The 17,633-nt window shown below is 35.8% G+C and carries 13 protein-coding genes; 1 reads left to right on the plus strand and 12 read right to left on the minus strand.

All coding sequences use genetic code 11. From position 1 onward, the window contains the following. Positions 1-11: 11 nt before the first annotated feature. A complete protein-coding gene (locus AC4BB5_RS16955; RefSeq protein WP_490457228.1) occupies positions 12-2,933 on the minus strand; it encodes a hypothetical protein in 2,922 nt (973 codons plus the stop codon). Positions 2,934-3,192: 259 nt separating this feature from the next. After that, entirely contained in the window at positions 3,193-3,909 is a 717-nt protein-coding gene (locus AC4BB5_RS16960) for a winged helix-turn-helix transcriptional regulator (protein WP_490457229.1), read from the minus strand. Between the two features lie 243 nt (positions 3,910-4,152). Between AC4BB5_RS16960 and AC4BB5_RS16965 the strand changes: the two genes are divergently transcribed. Beyond that, entirely contained in the window at positions 4,153-5,652 is a 1,500-nt protein-coding gene (locus AC4BB5_RS16965) for a helix-turn-helix domain-containing protein (protein WP_490457230.1), read from the plus strand. A gap of 2 nt (positions 5,653-5,654) precedes the next feature. Here AC4BB5_RS16965 and AC4BB5_RS16970 read toward each other — a convergent pair whose 3' ends face one another. From AC4BB5_RS16970 to mutL, 10 genes are all read right to left on the minus strand, one after another. Beyond that, complete coding sequence (locus tag AC4BB5_RS16970; RefSeq protein ID WP_490457231.1) at positions 5,655-7,178, minus strand: helix-turn-helix domain-containing protein; 1,524 nt, start codon at positions 7,176-7,178, stop codon at positions 5,655-5,657. A gap of 446 nt (positions 7,179-7,624) precedes the next feature. Further along, positions 7,625-9,319, minus strand: a complete 1,695-nt coding sequence (locus AC4BB5_RS16975) for an oleate hydratase (RefSeq protein WP_490457232.1) — start codon at positions 9,317-9,319, stop codon at positions 7,625-7,627. Positions 9,320-9,427: 108 nt separating this feature from the next. After that, positions 9,428-10,003, minus strand: a complete 576-nt coding sequence (locus tag AC4BB5_RS16980; RefSeq protein ID WP_490457233.1) for a TetR/AcrR family transcriptional regulator — start codon at positions 10,001-10,003, stop codon at positions 9,428-9,430. A 196-nt stretch (positions 10,004-10,199) separates the two neighbouring features. After that, entirely contained in the window at positions 10,200-11,210 is a 1,011-nt protein-coding gene (gene ruvB / locus AC4BB5_RS16985; RefSeq protein ID WP_490457234.1) for a Holliday junction branch migration DNA helicase RuvB, read from the minus strand. A 12-nt stretch (positions 11,211-11,222) separates the two neighbouring features. Beyond that, positions 11,223-11,834 carry a Holliday junction branch migration protein RuvA gene (gene ruvA, locus AC4BB5_RS16990; RefSeq protein ID WP_490457235.1) on the minus strand — a complete coding sequence of 204 codons (612 nt, stop codon included), beginning with the start codon at positions 11,832-11,834 and terminating at the stop codon, positions 11,223-11,225. A gap of 193 nt (positions 11,835-12,027) precedes the next feature. Further along, positions 12,028-13,701: a peptide ABC transporter substrate-binding protein gene (locus AC4BB5_RS16995; RefSeq protein WP_490457236.1), complete on the minus strand. Its 1,674-nt coding sequence runs from the start codon at positions 13,699-13,701 to the stop codon at positions 12,028-12,030. A gap of 186 nt (positions 13,702-13,887) precedes the next feature. Then, entirely contained in the window at positions 13,888-14,325 is a 438-nt protein-coding gene (gene msrB / locus AC4BB5_RS17000) for a peptide-methionine (R)-S-oxide reductase MsrB (protein ID WP_490457237.1), read from the minus strand. 98 nt (positions 14,326-14,423) lie between these two features. Further along, positions 14,424-14,918, minus strand: coding sequence for an acyl-CoA thioesterase (locus AC4BB5_RS17005; RefSeq protein ID WP_490457238.1), 495 nt, complete (start codon positions 14,916-14,918; stop codon positions 14,424-14,426). 31 nt (positions 14,919-14,949) lie between these two features. Further along, positions 14,950-15,504: a Maf family protein gene (locus AC4BB5_RS17010; protein ID WP_490457239.1), complete on the minus strand. Its 555-nt coding sequence runs from the start codon at positions 15,502-15,504 to the stop codon at positions 14,950-14,952. Positions 15,505-15,530: 26 nt separating this feature from the next. Then, the gene (gene mutL / locus AC4BB5_RS17015) at positions 15,531-17,624 is read right to left on the minus strand and encodes a DNA mismatch repair endonuclease MutL (protein ID WP_490457240.1); all 2,094 of its coding nucleotides are present in this window, start codon (positions 17,622-17,624) and stop codon (positions 15,531-15,533) included. Between the last annotated feature and the right edge of the window lie 9 nt (positions 17,625-17,633).

Raw genomic sequence — 17,633 nt, forward strand, 5'->3', positions numbered from 1 at the left:
GTTCCCCTCCATCATGGTGTTATTCCCAATTCAAATTGAATGACTGCATGATAACTACCTAATTCGTTAACTACTCCTGGTGCGACCTCCATCTTAAAGCCATCACCAGTTGAACTCCACGTATCACTAATGCTGTAATCTCCCGCTTCTGTTGTTTTACGAGTTACTATTGGTAATAAATCCTCACGCAAGATGATCTCATCATCCCCATTTTTATATCGGATCACATCTGTCAAAATTTTTCCTGATTGATTTGATAACGGCGTCGTCAGTGCTGCTTTCAATGTCCACTTTTGATTCCCTAGTCGATTATCCGTTATAACTAAAGGATCATCTGTAAATTCGGCAGTTTCGACTCGGACTTTTTTATAACTAGAAGTAACTGTTCCAAAATCAAATCCAATAGGAGCAGATTTGATTTCTAATACTCCTGTATAATAAAATTCTACTAGGTAGTTTTCACCATACTTTACTGTTACTTCACTAGAAATCACTGGTTGTTCTTCTTCATCAATCACGACTTTACTTAACACATAGCCATCGATTTTTTTAGCAGAAATTGTAACTTCTTCTCCGATTATACCTGTATAAGACGGTTCTTCAGCTAGCTCTCTGTCTGTTAATTCTTCTAAATGTAACGTCATGATACTTGCGATTCTTTTCTTGATAATGAATGATTTTAATGCACCCGAAGAGGCTTCTACCTTTGAGCCATCCGCCGTTGTTCCACTAACTTTATAGGCTTGTTTCACCTCTATATCTGAATTGATAGGTGGTTCAGCAATTTTAGATACAACATTGTAAGTTAAGCTCATTACGATACCAGGTGATATGTTACTAAGTTTTACTTTTAACTTTCTATCTGCTCCAAATTCAATATCACTAGCAGGAACAGCAGTACCGTTTAATTTAACAGACGCTTTATCAACTGTGACATTTGCAGGAAATGCTTCTGTTGTTTCGTAGAGAACACTATTCCAAACAGAGGGTGCTGGTGCAGTGTTTTGGATCAGTGAAGTAAATGTTACTGTTCCGCCTTCTAGAATTTCTGTTTTATCAATTGCTAAATTAGCTGAAATATCTGGAGCAGTATGAGGCCCTATCGTCCAAGTTTCTTTAGCTGAGTCCATTCCCCGAGCATCTGTCACCCATACTGATAATTCATGACTGGTATTCCCCAAGTCAGAAGCTGGAATTATCCCTGAAAAATCCCGTAAAGTATTCACCGGACTATTTGATAGTCCTCGACTTAATGTTTTTACAACACCGTCGTCAAGTGAATATTTAATATCTACAGATGGATCATCCGCCTCTTTCCACTTACCTGTTAGGTTATAGTCAGAACCTGTCATAAACCAGTCTGTTTTATCGGACATAATTTCAGGTGGTGAGTTATAAATCAATTTTTGCTCTACTGTATTAGACACTTGCCCGTTACTATTTCTGGTATAGAGATAAATTGACTTGTTGCCTTTCACACCTAGATCACTTTTTGGAATATCCAATGAAAAATTAATATTTGTTCCTGGGACATATGGAACAATTGTTTTACCAAGTTTGAATGAACCTGCTTCACCTGTCATTGAATAGTAAATATCTTCTTTCGTTGTTATACCAAAATCCAAAATTGTACCAGTAACGGTATGAGATACGCCGTCATAAAAAACATTTTCTTCATCCACATCCAACATTGGTAACGGATCACCAAATGGTTTGGCAGAAAATGACATCACATAGCCCGTAGACTCCCCTTGGCCAATATCAACTGGTTTATTTTTTACGTATACCGCTGTATCATAAGCATTTGTTGTTTCATTTTGTTCCTTTGAATAGGCAACATCTTCAGCTGAGGCGTTTAACACTTCTTGCCCCGTACTGTAAGCATCTGAAAAGCCAGTAATTTTGGGATTATAGAAATCTCTTGGTTGTCCGTTAGGCATCATCTGTTTGACACTCCAGTTATCTGGTCGATCTTTTGTATCAAAATAAATATTTGCCGATGCATCTGAGCCTGAGGCATCAGGATTTCCTTTAGCATCTACCCAATAACTATCGTAATGAAGACCCATATTCGAACCTAAAAATTTAACGGGCATAATAAGATCTCCTCGTGGCTGGTCTTTATATGAACTTAATAAATCTATATCATAGCGTCCACCCAGCACAAAACTTTGCAATGGTACATCACTTAAATTGATAATTTTTGTAGAATATCTTATTTTCCCCGTTGGTGAAATAGTTATTTCATTAATTACTTTCACATGATAATCAAAGGTATTTTCCGTCACTACTGCAGGATTATTTCTCAATTCATATTCAATTTTGACAGCTCGATAGTAAAAAGGGCTTATTGGTTTTCCTGATGCTTCCTTCTCAGCCCGATAATGCTTTATATTAGATACTACCGAGGCTGGTTTACTATCTCCCCCACCTTGTCCTAATTCATTTAAGGGTTCAATTACTTTATCTCCCTGAGCAAAAATTAATGGTGCAGAACTTGCAGCAATTCCAAGTTTATCTTCGCTTATATTGATGTAACTCTCATCATATCTCAACACATTTAGGTATCGTAAACCGCTTATTTGGATAGTATACTGCATCATTAATTTTAGTTTTTCAAGTTCTTTTGTATCAGCACCCATCGGCAAACCTCCGAATGTAGCTATTGAAACAAAGTATCGTTTAGGATTCTTTGTACTTAAGTCATACGAAGCAGTCTCTGGACCCGTAGAAAGTTGCTGCCAATCTTTCATACTCTCCAAAGCGTACGGTTGAAATAACGGCGGCATCTGTGAAGTTCCCACCGATTTACTTGCTTCTTGCTTCTCAGTTTCTTGTGCTTTAATATCAGGGGTGCGTATCCATAAGAACAGAGCAAGCACTGCTAAAAAACTAATACTAATAAATATAAACAGACCTTTTTTATTTTTCATCTTTTTCCTCCTTTCCTCGATACTTGTGTATATATTTATTTCAATTTTCCCTCTTGTAGTTTACGGTTTATCTACAGAATCGGGAAGTATTCTATCTAGGAAATGAAGCTGATTCATTTGTTAACAGTGTACTTCTCACTTTCGGTTTGATAGACCGCTCTTCTACATGATGAAAAAAAAGAAACCTAGTTGGATTTGTCACCGTCTTTGACTGTGTTTCTAATCACCATCAATCGCCATGACACATAATAGTTATCCTTTATATTGCGTTACTCACCATATATCCTTTAGAACGCACCGTTTTAATGTATTTTGGCTGAGTTGGATTCTCTTCTATTTTTTTGCGTAAGTGAAAAATCAAATTACTGACACGATACTGCTTGTTCCCATCTTCACTGCTATTAAAGTCTTCTTTCCAGACATTTTCGTATATTTCTTCATAACTAACAGCATTTCCAACATTGGCTAGTAAAAATGAAATAGTCTGAAATTCTAGCCTTGTCAAACTAATTTCTGTTTTTCCTTCAAGAATCACACTTAAATTGGTAGGGTTCAGTTCCAATTCACTCTTGTCTTCTTTTCCATATGTCATTTGGGGAACCGCTACTTCTTTTTCTCTATTTATTCTATTTAGGATATTTGAAAACTGTAGGATGGATTCTTCTCGTTCGTACTCCTCATCCACTACTCCATCAGCACCAAGTTGTAAATAAACAATTTTGCTTGTTTTCGTTAAATTTTTAGACACGACCCATATCAATGCTTCATAATGTCTTCTCAATTCTAAAATTAGTTCGCATGTATGTTTCAATTCTGCAGTTGAAGAATCTTCAATTATTAACGCATCCATCTTTGAAGCTTCATTTAAGACCTCTTCTCTAGATAGCGAATATAGTTGATAGGTGGTTTTATTTAATTGGTTAGCGTATGTATCATTGTTTTGTTCTTGTACGGGCACAATACCTATGTTGTACATATTGTCCTATCCTTTCTATCTATAAACATATAATCATTTTCAAATATTAATAAAATTATATAATTTAAATCACGTTTTAAATTACAAAAATTCCTGTTTTTTTAGTTTTTTTTGAAATACCCCCTTTTTTATTTGATATAATGACCTTTCTCTGCACTTTTTTCACATTATATGTTATATTTTCATAAAATAATTCAAAATGTTTTTTTAGTTTTTTATTTCTAAAAGGAATGAGATGAGTAAGTGAAACGAAAGTTTATTAAAAAAAACGAAGAAAAGAAGTTTGAACTATTTAAAAAAATTTTGTTCAGTGCCAAAGGAATTGGTATTCAAGAAATCATACACGATACTAAGGATTCCAAAAGTACAACCTATCGCTATATCCAACAGCTTAATGAAGATTTAAGTCATTTATTTCATGAAACACCTATACAAATAGAACAGCAAAACACAACTTTTTTTATCGTTTTACCTGATTCCTTAAATGTCAGCTATGCAATTAACACTTTAAGATTCAGCTATATTTCTATTTCTCCAGAGTTTATGATCTTTTCTGCAATCGCTGATAAAAATCATAGCTCTTTGGAATCACTTGCCCAAAGCATCAATTTGAGCCCTTCTCATGCTTATAGAACCTTAAAACTCTTGAACAAACGACTCGATTATTTTAGAGTCAAAATTGCTTTTGGAGACCTAACAAGGAAAGAAAATCTTCAAGGATCTGAGCTGGATATTCGCTTTTTCCTTTTTTATGCTTATTGGAATATTTTAAAAGGAGCAACTTGGCCATTTCACAGATCTCCAGATTATTTCAAACAATTGCCGATTCCAATCAAGACGACGTTAGCTCCGTCCCAATTAACTAGATTACGCTATTTTCAAAATATTACCTATTGGAGAATTTTGTATTTGCAAGAAAAAATTACTGTTGATAATGAGTTTCTTTCCTATTTAATGATTTTGAATGAAAAAAACCCTACTATATTTACTTTAGATTTCACTACAATTCTGTCACACGATGAAATCAAAACTGAACAAGTTTACTTTAGTTTTTTATCTAGGTACTTTATTCCTAATATCGATACAAAAGAGATCAAGCAGCAGACTGCAGAATTATTGATAGATTCAGAGCTTCCGTTAACAAAAAGTTGTGCGCATTTGTTACAAATTTTACAAAAAAAATATAATCTTGTTATTAAAGATGAATCTTATCTTTTTTTCTACTATCACCTGTTTGTCGCTCTTCTTTTTGTTCATTATATTAAAGTTGATTATGATCCTCTGATTGAAAATGAAAAGCATCTATCTTCATTAGACAGAGGAGAGGACACCTATTCTAAGATGGAGGCCGAGTTAGATACTTTGGTCATCAATTTCTTTAAAAACGACTCTTTTTTAGAAGCGATATCCTCTAAAGGATTAATCACATATATGACTAATGTCCTGTATTATGTGATCGATACTTCACGAAAAATAGAACCTTTGATTATTTTCTGTCAATACTCCAGAGACTTTTATACAACAGATCAGATCAAAAATAGCTTATTGTCTACATTCGGTACTCAAACTATTCAATTTACCTCAGACATTCTTAAAGCAGATATTGTCATCTCTGATTGTTTTGAAGGGAATATTAGTAACCAAACCTTCTTTTTCTTTGATAATCCTTTTGATGCTAAAACCTGGGCAGAACTATCAAAATTTATCAATTATCGGATTCATAACTCTTCTTTGTTTAAATAGTCTCAACATAAATTAACTAGCTGTTGTGTTATTTCACGTTGTCCATATTTTTTGATAATCTCCTTTTGAATTTCGTAGATTGCATTGTTGATATCCGCATAGTCTGAAAAGGAACTGACAAATATTTCGCGTGTTTGTTCTGGGGGGGCCGATAATTTAATATCAGTAACCAAAAGATCGGGGAAATCTCTAAACGTTGATACTAACTGAATCCTGTCACCAAAAATCAATGCTAACTTATTGACAATAATTTCTTCAATAAATACCTTTGAATTTTGAACCATTATTTTTACAGGTTCATATTTGTATTCATGTAACTTATTTAATAATGAATAGATAAGTAGGTACAGGTAATTAAGAAAGGCTTCTTTAGAGACTGTGAGGGTCTCCCACCAAGATTGATAAATTGTGGATGTAGTCATCTCTTCCACAATTTTTTCGAGTTGCTCAATAATTCTTTTCTCAGCCGCATCACGATAATAAAAATTGCTTGTATCATATACATAATAAAAAATACTTAAATCGGCATAGCATGTATAAAAAACTAAATGCATTTTATCGATTTCCTGTCTGACCCGTAAAAATAGTTCTGTATTCTCTCTTGTCGCTTCTGAAAAAAAGGTTTGAATAATCCTTTCAGTTAATAGATTGCTTTGCTGAATAAAGGGAAAATTTTGATCATTATAAAATAATTCATAGCGGTCAAAATCTATTTCTCGTATACTTAAATCTTCCTTGTACATCAATAATTCAACAAAACTTACTTCATGCCACACTTGATCCACAGTTCTATTCTTCTTTGAGTTGAAGTAATCAACCAGTACATTTTTATATTCAAATGCCCCCAATTTTGTTAATCTTGTCAAAACATCATTCTTGCAATAGTATTTCTGAGAAGAACGAATATTACTAATATAGATAAGCAAACAAATTTTACGTTGACGAACTTGGTCAAGTGTCTGCCAATTTTCAATATACTTATAAACAGTTGTTTCAATCTCACGATACTCTTGTTGGCTAAAATCCCATTTACTTGATGAGTGACAAAAAAATAGATACAAAAAATTTCTAACCTTTAATTCTTCTCCTTGAATCTGATTATCCCGTGTCAATTGTAAATCAAATTTCTTTAAAATCGCTGCTAGTCTTTGACGATAACGAGAAAATGTAGGAGGGCTTATGTATTCTAATTCACAGAATTTTTTTGCATCCACATTTTCATATAAAAATATAGTTCGAATTATTTTATATAATACTGACTTTTTTATATAGTCAGATGCGATGCTCATTAAATCTAGATTTTCGGCATAGATTCCTTTAATTGTTTTGTTTGCATAAATAATTTGGAATTGATTATCTGAAAAAGATAATTCTTGTTCGAATTTTCTTATCATTTGTAAGACAGTTTTTTCAGAAAGATTAGTATTTTCAGATATTTGTTTTACACTTACTATCTTTTTTTTATTATCTATATAACTTAAAATTTTCAATTGTCTGTCATAAGTTTCATCTAAAAATGCTCTCATTAGTACCTCCAAATCTTTTTATTTTTGTTTCACTTTTTAAAACATCTCTTTTTACAAATAATATACTTTTTTCCTCTTTTTTCATTTCTTTTTATCCTCCTTTTCCAGTAAAAAAAGAAATACCTTGTGAACATCACCATTATGCAACATTTCACATACTTTTTTTTATTCATTTTTAGAATAAAAAGTATCAAAAAAAGGTAAAATACAATAAATTATATTATTATATTTGTGATATTATTTAAAAATTGTTGTTGAAAAGAATAAAAAAAGGTCTGAACCATAACTTCTTCGAGTTATAGCTCAGACCTTTAAAATTCAAATAACCAGCGAAACCAACGCAGCTTCATCAAAAATAATTTTAAATTCACATACATTTGAAAAATCCTTTTAATGAATGCCTTCTTATTTCACCGAGCTTGATGCTTTTGCTTCCCCTCTTTTTACTATCTAAACATTGTTTGTGCAGCTTTTGCTAATACCTTAGGATCGCGATTATATGGTGTTACTGGAATAATTTCCTTATCAATATCAAATAGCGTATACACTGCAATTCGAGCAGCACGTACTGAATATTCTTCTGTGAAGACCATATCTTTTGGTATTTCCACAAATTGACTGACCATTGCAAAGTTAGTACTATTCTCTGGAACCACTTGTGGACGATCCAACATTTTACGTGGTTGGAATTGTGCATCGATATATGGCATATATGCAGGAATCACATTCACCACATCTTTGTGAATTTCCTCCCAATCACTTTGCCATCCCATTTGGCAAATCCACTCATATAAAATTTCTTCACCTGTACAATCACGCATTGGTTTTTTCACGTAATCACCAACTTTATCTGTATAAATGCCATACCCCCAAAAAATAGTTGTGTCAGGGTCTTGGTTTTTAAAGTGGGGTTGTGCTGCTACAACTGTACTCATTAACCAGCTTGAATCCTTCAGCGTCATCAAAGCACCTGATCCTGGAATATTCCCAGAAAATTCTTCAATTCGTTTTAATAATTTATCACCACGGCAAGTTACAGTAAAACTTTCCCAATTGGTTTCAATTTCGTTGCCAAAGAATGGTTCTGGATTACCTAATCCCGCTTTTTTCTTCGCAATATTACGCCATAGACGTGCAGAGCGTGATTCTTCTGTGACTTTTGGTGCTGGGGTACTCCAATCCCCTTCTGTGGAACTATCCGTCATAGTTCCATTCGTCATAATCACAACGTCTTCATCCTCAAGTTCAACAGTTTCACCATTCCCTAGTTTCAATGCAGTAACAGTGATTTCTGCACCTGGTTTAAATTCTAAATCAACCACATCTTCATTTAAGGTAAAATCAACTCCATGTTTTTCTAAAAATGATTTCAATGGCAAAATAACGCTATCGTATTGATTCAATGGTGTGCGGGTCACACCTTCTAATGTATCGATACGAGAAAATTCTAGAATCATTCTGTTCATATAACGGCGTAATTCAAACGCACTGCTCCATTTTTGGAAAGCGAAAGTCGTTTGCCACATATACCAAAAGTTCGTTTCAAAGAAATGTGGACCAAACCATTCTTCTATTGTCACGTCATCTAAACTTTCTTCTGAAGCACCTAGTAATTTTGTCATTGCTAAACGATCTTCATTATCAAAACCCATTGTATGTGCATCAAGGATTTCTTGATCTTTCGTGACCAAGCGTGCTTGTGCATGAGTTGGATGTAAGTGATCAAAGTTCAGAATCTCTTCTGTGACACTATGATTTGGCCATTCAAGTGACGGGATACTATCAAATAGTTCCCAGAAGTTTTCATAGGTTTCTTCATTTAGCATCCGGCCGCCACGTGCGACAAAACCTTTTTCATTTGTACCGATCCCATCATTGCTTCCGCCGAGAATTTTCATGCCTTCGATCACATGGATATTCTTACCACTGAAGTTCGCATCGCGAATCAAGTAAGCAGCTGCTGCCATAGTCGCAATGCCACCACCGATTAGGTAGACCTGTTTATCTCCATAATAACGACTATTGATTTCTTCTTCGATTTCAGCAACTTTTTCTACTTTCTTTTCAGCGGATACTTTTTTAGCAAGGTAAGCAGCACCTAATGCACCTGCTGCTGCTAATCCAATATGTCTTTTTTTCATGAGAATCCCCCCGATTCAATTTATGAACCTAGCGTACAACGATTCTCCATAAATGTCTTGTGATAGCATTATCATTCCGTCTTCTTTTTAGACAGAATGGACAATTTGTCATAACAGTTCGTTTTCTTGGGCATATAAACGATAAGAGAAAAATTCAGTATCTTTAGCTAATCTGAAAAGCTGTGTCGCGATCTCTAACGGTGATTCTTTATAGCTGCCTAAAATCCAATCGATCAAGACACCACTACATCCGTATGAAAAGAAACGCGCATAAAAGGTTTTATCCTCTGGAAGTAGCTGATTTTCTTTGTCCATCTGGTCGAATAAGTTGATGAACAATTTATTTGTGATTGCTGAAAAACATTTTCTTAAGATCTCTGAATCTGAACTAACTGTATTATAGTAGAAATCACTTTTTGATTGGATCGCTTTTAGCATTTTTAAGGCTTGTTCTTCCCAGTTATCAATACTGACATCTGGCGAGTCTAAGTAAATCAATGCATCGTGGGTATAGATCCAACGTAATAGATCGTGTTTGTCGGTAAAGTGATAGTAGAAGGTTTGGCGGTTTAGGCCAACTTCTTTCGTGATATCTTGGACACTGATTTTGCTGAATAGTTTTCGATCGCATAATTCGATCAATGCAGAGGAGATGGCTTTTTTAGTTATTTGTGATTCGCTCATAGTTTTTGGCCTCACTTTTTTTAGTTAGATACATCATACCAAAAAATTGGGAGGAAATATAAGGTTTTGAGGGATTTTTAATGGTTAGAAAAATTAAAAGCAGATTTAAACACTTGACAATAAAAAAGAGCTTATCAACGATACAAATTTTATATCCATCGATCAAGCTCCATTAGCAATATTCAACTATTTAGACCTATTCTTTATAATAAGTCTCATAACCAAAATGTTCATACGCCAAGGCTGTTGCAATACGACCTCTTGGCGTTCTTTTAATAAAGCCTTTTTGGATCAAATAAGGTTCGTACATATCTTCGACTGTTTCAGTTTCTTCACTGATATTTACAGCTAATGTGCTTAACCCAACTGGACCACCACCATATAATTCGATCATTGTTTTCAATAACTTTTGATCGACATAATCCAGTCCTTGATGATCAACTTGCAGTAAGGTCAATGCTTGATCTGCAATACTGCGATCAATTGTGCCATTTGACTGAACTTGAGCGAAATCACGGACACGTTTTAATAAGCGGTTGGCAATACGAGGTGTACCACGAGAACGTCGAGCAATTTCAAAAGCCCCTTCTTCTACAATTTCTGTTTGAAAAATATCTGCGGAACGCAGTACGATTTCTTTTAAATCTCCAGTTTCATAATATTCCATATGAGAAATAATCCCAAAACGATCACGAAGCGGTGCTGATAACATACCTGCTCTGGTCGTTGCTCCGATTAAGGTAAATGGAGGCAAGGGAAAATGAACGGGATGCGCGGTCGTTCCTTGACCTACCATAATATCTACGTAAAAATCCTCCATGGCAGAATACAGCATTTCTTCCACAATACGAGGCAAACGATGGATTTCATCGATAAATAAAACATCTCCTGGCTCCAGTTCATTTAAAATCGCTACTAAATCTCCCGCTCTTTCAATCGCAGGTCCACTGGTAGTTCGAATATTAACATGCATTTCATTAGCGATTACCATTGCCATCGTTGTCTTACCGAGTCCTGGCGGTCCATATAAAAGTGTATGATCAAGCGCCTCTTCTCGGTTTCTGGCCGCTTCTATATAGATCGTAAGCTCTTGTTTGACTTTATCTTGACCGATATATTGTTCAAGAAACTGGGGACGCAGTGACTTTTCCAGTGATTCTTCACCTTCGCTTGTTTGAGCGGAAAGTAGTCTTTCATCTTCTGTCATAGCTATTCCTCCTTAGCGTTTCATCATGAATTTCAATGCATTGCGCAAATATTCATCAGTTGGTTGGCTACCTAGTTCTTCCAATTTCGGTGTAATTCGTTTGATTTCTTTTTCACTGTATCCTAGTGCACTTAAGGCTTCTAAAGCTTCTGTCAGCGACTGATTTGCTGATTGGACAGTTGAAGTTTTAGCCATTGCTTCAACAGCTGCATCTGACGTTTCTAATTCACCTAATTTTCCTTTTAGATCAAGAATCATTTGTTGAGCAGTTTTTTTACCTACACCTGGGAATTTTGTTAAATAGGTAGCATCTTCACTTTCGATTGCATTGATCAAGCCGCCATGGTCGTCTGATGCCATGATTGCAAGTCCACTTTTTGGTCCAATTCCTGAAACACTGATTAATTTTAAAAAGAGTTGTTTTTCATCTAAATCTCCAAATCCATATAATAAATGGGCATCTTCACGAATGACTTGATGAACATAAATTTGAATTTGTTGATCGGTTTTGCCAGAATAACGATAGGGATTGCCTACTGAAACCTGATAACCAATGCCGTTTGTTTCCACTACAATATAATAAGGGCTGATAAATGTCACTTTACCAATAATATACTCGTACATAATTTCACCTTTCTAAGTTCCAATAATGTTGGTACAGAGGTTCTTTTGCACCAACGTTTCTTATGCTTCATACGCACATACGTTTCTATTTTAGCATAGATTTAGAAAAATCAGTAGCTTGAAAACAGATTGTCTTATTAAATAAAAAGAAAACCAATACGAATTATGGATAGATTCGTATTGGCTTATTTTTTTATTCAGAAATATACGTCCATTTATAATCATATCGTGCACCAGCTCCGTGCGCCACTACACCTTTGACTTTTTCACTACGCATATGTGCTTCTGCTTTTTGGTAAATGGGTGCAACACCCATATCATCCATCAATAGTTTTTCAGTATCTACCATATCTGACCAACGTTTCTCAGGATCAGAAGCGTCTTTGCTACCAGAGTCTTTTACTAATTGATCATATTTTTCGTTTGAATAGCGCCCTCGGTTATATGGACCACCCGTTACAAATAAATCAGTAAAACTACTTGGGTCTGCATAATCAGCACCCCAACCGCCCATGAGTACTTCAAAGTCACCATTTTTGCCACGATCTAAACGAACAGTGAACGGTACGTTTGTGACTGTCACATCTACGCCGTCCAGAGTTTCTTTAACTGCACCTTGAATATATTCTAAGATTTTTTTTGTAGAATCCGTATCATCTCCGACAATGTCGAATTTGAATGTACTGATCCCTAATTCTTTTTTTGCTGCCTCCCAATATTTTTGGGCTTTTTCTTTATCATATTTCAATAAATCTTTATTCTCATCAGCAAAGTCTTTGTTATCTTTCGGTGAATAAGACATTCCTTCTGGAACGAGTCCTGTAGAAGCAACCGATCCGTCACCTAAGATACGTTCAACAACGGCATCACGATCAATAGAATAAGAAATAGCTTTTCTTAAATTTGCATTGTGGTATGGTGATTTTTCATCTCTTTGATTAAACTCAAGATAAGAAGTACGTGCATCTTTTTCGATCACAAGTTCTGGATCATCAGCCATTTGTTTAGCTAATTCTCCACTTAAGATTACATCATCTGCTTGTCCATCTTGGAACAGATTCAACGATGTTGGTGCTTCTTTGACCACTTTTACTTCGATTTTATCTAATTGAACGGTGTCTTTATCCCAGTATTGATCATTTTTAGTATACGACCATTCGGTGTCTGTTCCTGCTCCATCAAAATCAGTGAGTGTAAATGGACCATTGTAGACCGATGACTCACTGTTTGAAGCGTAGTCTTTGCCTTTTTCGTCTACTATTTTTTTATTTTGCGGGAAAAATGATGGGAATGCCAGCAAGTAATCAAAGTATGGTGTTTCTTGCTCCAGTGTTACTTCTAATTCATAGTCACTAATCGCTTTGATTCCTAATTCATCAAGAGCCTTTTTTCCAGCTGAAACATCTGCACCATTTTTTACTAATTCAAACATATAAGCATATTCAGCACCCGTTTTAGGATCTGCTGTCCGCTGCCAGCCATAGACATAATCCGCAGCAACTACAGGATCGCCATTAGACCACTTAGCATCTTCTCTTAGTTTAAACGTATACGTCAAACCATCCTCACTTTTCTTCGCCATCTCCGCTGCGCCTGCAGCGTGTGGTTTGCTTTTTTCATCTAAACGATATAATCCTTCATAGATATTATTAAACGCTGAAAAGCTGATAGTGTTTGTTCCTAATGATAAATCTGCCGTAGGCATTTCTTGTTGTACTACTAATTTGAAAAGCTGTTCCCCACTTGCTTTATTTCCCTTAGTACTACTACTTGTAGAATCGCTCTTACCTCCACCACCACATGCTGCCAATACTAATGTCGACAACATCATAACACTTATTAATTTCGTTTTTCTCGTCTTTTTCATTTTTTTCTCCTTAATAATAAATAGTATTCTTCTTAAATTTTAATTTTCTGAATATTCTTATATTACTAAAAATACAGACAAATAGCAACTATTTTCATGTAATAAAAAAATAACATTTTTTTACCTTTAAAACTGCTAAAAAAAGCCTACCTGAGCGCATGTTTCTGCTCAGATAAGCGAAAAATTCTATTCAAACAAAGACTTATATTCCCCATAACCTTCTTTTTCTAATTCTTTTACTGGGATAAAACGTAATGCTGCTGCATTGATGCAATAACGTAAGCCGCCTTCCTCTGGTGGCCCATCTGTAAAAACATGCCCTAGGTGAGAATCCGCTCCTTTACTACGAACCTCCACACGACGCATGCCTAAAGAAAAATCTGAGTTTTCTTTGACACCTTGTTTTTCAATTGGTCTGGTAAATGCTGGCCAGCCACAGCCTGCATCATATTTATCTTTCGAGCTAAAAAGTGGTTCGCCACTCACTACATCAACATAAATTCCTTCTTGGTAAAAATCGTCATATCTACCAGTAAAAGGTCGTTCAGTCGCATTTTCCTGTGTTACGGCATATTCAATATCGGATAGCTTTTCCTTCAACTCTTCTTTTGATGGTTTTTCCATGACAAATCACACCCTTACATTTTAGTTAGTATTATCATAGCATTATTAAGGAAAAAACACTCACTTTCTGTTTAGAAAGTGAGTGTTTTTGTCTATTATTAGTTCCAAGGAATCTCTAAATCGATATTTTTGGCAAGATCGATACTTTCTTGGCGTTTTGCTAATCTGAATTGCTTTCTTGCTTCGTACCCTTGACAAATAAATCGTTCTTCTTTTGTCTCAGGCTCGATTATTTCTGGTAAACTAGCACCTTTTGGCACGACAAAAGTCATAAAACAGGTTCCAGCTAAATAGCGCTCTCCTGAAAACAAGTCTTCACCGATGACTTTCGCAAATATTTCCATTGAACGCGTGCCAACACCTGATACATACGCATCGATACAAACGGAATGATCTGCTTTTAAAGGCGCCAAGAAATCTAAATGGTCGACAGAAGCTGTTACAATCGCGGCTCTAGATACTCGGACTGCTGAAAGTCCTGCAGTTTCATCTAGCCATGCCATTAATTGACCGCCGAATAAAGTTTTATGAAAATTCAAGTGAGGATATGTGATCATATGTGTTTGGATCGCTCTGGTTTGAGAACATTTCATTGATGTATTTCCTTCTTTCCTCATTCAGTTACTACTCAAAAGCTGGCAGCATTCTATATAAGGTCGCAATCGGCAGCCCCATAATCGAATAATAATCGCCTTGAATACTTTTTACTAGCAGCGCGCCTTGTTCTTGAATTCCATATGCTCCAGCTTTATCTTGATACTCTTTTGTATCTAAGTAACGATTGATTTCGTCATCCGTCAAGTCATAAAATTCAACTGTTGCTGGAACCGTTGCTGAAGATTCTTGATCGTCTTTCATTAAGACAACACTAGTATAGACTTTATGTGTCCTACCACTTAATTGTCTCAACATTCTAAAGGCATCATCTCTAGAAGTTGGTTTTCCCAATATTTCATTGTCGATCGTTACGATCGTATCTGAGCCGATCACTAAATCATCGGGGTATTGTTTTGCGATATGTGCTGCTTTTTGTGCCGCCATCGTCAAGACATAGTCCATTGGGGTAAAATAACTTTTGACTTCTTCATTGATGTCAGCTGGCATCACTTCAAAGTCAGAAATAATTCGACTCAACAACTCACGTCTGCGAGGAGATTGAGAGGCAAGGATAACTGCCATTAGGATAAAACCTTCTTCCTATATCTTTAATGTGGGTCTTGTATACGTTTAAACATTTTTTCCATATCTGAATTGGTGAAATGAATCAATACAGGTCGACCATGCGGACAATTAAACGGATTCTCACACGTTTCAAGATCCTTCAATAACACGCGAGCCTGTTGTTCATTTAAATAATGATTAGCTTTGATCGAACGTTTACAACTCATCATGATCGCTGTTGCTTCACGGAATTTTTTCACACTGACCGAGCCTGTGGTCAAAAGCATATCGATCATTTCTCGAATGATCGTTTCTTCTTCACCAGCAGGATACCAGGTTGGATGCGCCCGAACAATAAAACTATTTTGACCAAAGTCTTCTAAATGAATGCCAACTTCTGCCAGAGTTTCTTTTTGCTCTTTGATTTTCAATGCATCACTATTTGGATAATCAATCACGATTGGTACTAATAATTCCTGTAAATCGTTCGTCACTTCACCGATTTTTTCTCTAAAATACTCATACTTGATTCGTTCTTGAGCAGCGTGTTGGTCAATGATGTATAAACCATCTTTACTTTGAGCAAATAGATAAGTTCCATGCATCTGACCAAAATATTCTAACTCTGGGAAACGTTCTTTAGGACGTTCATCCGATAGTTTGTTCAGCATCTTATTTAAATCATTTTGAGCACCTTTTGCAGAAAAATCTACTTCTGGATGATGACTCAGTTCTTCTTGATACACTTGTTCATCGATGGTCGGCTGTTCTTCAGTTCGAGGGATTTCTTCTGTTTTTACTGATTCGGAAGATTCCCCTAACTGACTGTTATCAGATTTTATGTCTTCCTCAGCTTCAGTTGGCGAACTGAATGCGTAGGCCATTAAGGCTTCTTTTTCAAGCTCTTCTTTTGTCTGTGGTTTAGTTTCTTTTCCAAAATTACTAGTAGGTTTTTGCGTTTTAAATTCCGGTGTTGATTCTTTGACAAAGAAGTTTCCGCTACTAGCGTCATATCCTAGACTACTCGGTTTTCGGATTGGGCGAGCCGTTTCTTCTTGCTCTGTTAATGGAATTTCCATTTGTTCAACTTTTGGCTGTTGCTCGACTTTCTTTTTAAAACGAAGATTATCTGCAGCATTCGGAATCAACTGTTCATGACTTAACACTTCGCGAATCGCCTCACTGATCAAAGCCATCAATTCTTTTTCTTTACTTAAACGAACTTCTTGTTTAGTTGGGTGCACATTGACATCTACTAATAAAGGATCCATCTCGACCTCTAACACAGCAAGTGGAAAACGTCCTACCATCAATTTAGAGCCGTAACCATCAACGATTGCTTTGTTTAAAGCAAAGTTTTTGATATAACGCCCATTGATGATTGTTGATAGATAATTCCGACTAGCTCTGGTTACTTCCGGTAATGAAACATAACCAGTTAATTTAAAGTCTAAATCTTCTGCTTCGATCTTTAACATTTTCTTGGCTGTGCCAATACCATAGATTCCCGCAATGGTTTGTTTCAAATCACCGTTTCCCGCTGTATTCATCATTTTATTTCCATCATGAACTAAGCGGAAGGCGATGGTAGGATGGCTTAGCGCCAAGCGATTGACGATATCCCCTACATTGGCGAGTTCAGTCTGGATCGTTTTGACATATTTTAAGCGGGCTGGCGTATTAAAAAATAGATTTGAAACAGTGATTTTTGTCCCTTTTCTTAACGCAGCAGGACGGTGTTCTTCGACCTTTCCGCCTTTCATTTGGACATAACTGCCTTCTTCCTCTTCGGAAATAGCTGTCTCTACGATAATTTCCGAAACGGACGCAATACTGGGTAGGGCTTCTCCACGAAACCCCAAACTACGTATGCGGAACAAATCATCTCTTGTATGGATCTTACTTGTGGCATGGCGCTTAAATGCACTTAGAATATCCTCTTTTGCAATTCCTTCACCATTATCGATGACTTGGATCGTTTTAAGTCCTGCTTCTTCAATAAAAATATCGATTTGCGTACTTCCAGCATCGATCGCATTTTCTACAAGTTCTTTGACAACTGATGCAGGACGTTCTACTACTTCACCAGCAGCGATCTGATTGGCAAGTTGTTCTGACAATTCTTGTATTTTCCCCATCTATACGAT

This window comes from Enterococcus sp. AMC1252, from assembly GCF_058216515.1.

Coding starts and splice junctions, on each gene's coding strand:
- AC4BB5_RS16995 (WP_490457236.1), bottom strand. CDS start 13,701: ATGAAAAAGACGAGAAAAACGAAATTAATAAGTGTTATGATGTTGTCG.
- AC4BB5_RS16980 (WP_490457233.1), bottom strand. CDS start 10,003: ATGAGCGAATCACAAATAACTAAAAAAGCCATCTCCTCTGCATTGATC.
- AC4BB5_RS16960 (WP_490457229.1), bottom strand. CDS start 3,909: ATGTACAACATAGGTATTGTGCCCGTACAAGAACAAAACAATGATACA.
- msrB (WP_490457237.1), bottom strand. CDS start 14,325: ATGGAAAAACCATCAAAAGAAGAGTTGAAGGAAAAGCTATCCGATATT.
- ruvB (WP_490457234.1), bottom strand. CDS start 11,210: ATGACAGAAGATGAAAGACTACTTTCCGCTCAAACAAGCGAAGGTGAA.
- mutL (WP_490457240.1), bottom strand. CDS start 17,624: ATGGGGAAAATACAAGAATTGTCAGAACAACTTGCCAATCAGATCGCT.
- ruvA (WP_490457235.1), bottom strand. CDS start 11,834: ATGTACGAGTATATTATTGGTAAAGTGACATTTATCAGCCCTTATTAT.
- AC4BB5_RS16975 (WP_490457232.1), bottom strand. CDS start 9,319: ATGAAAAAAAGACATATTGGATTAGCAGCAGCAGGTGCATTAGGTGCT.
- AC4BB5_RS17005 (WP_490457238.1), bottom strand. CDS start 14,918: ATGAAATGTTCTCAAACCAGAGCGATCCAAACACATATGATCACATAT.
- AC4BB5_RS17010 (WP_490457239.1), bottom strand. CDS start 15,504: ATGGCAGTTATCCTTGCCTCTCAATCTCCTCGCAGACGTGAGTTGTTG.
- AC4BB5_RS16970 (WP_490457231.1), bottom strand. CDS start 7,178: ATGAGAGCATTTTTAGATGAAACTTATGACAGACAATTGAAAATTTTA.
- AC4BB5_RS16955 (WP_490457228.1), bottom strand. CDS start 2,933: ATGAAAAATAAAAAAGGTCTGTTTATATTTATTAGTATTAGTTTTTTA.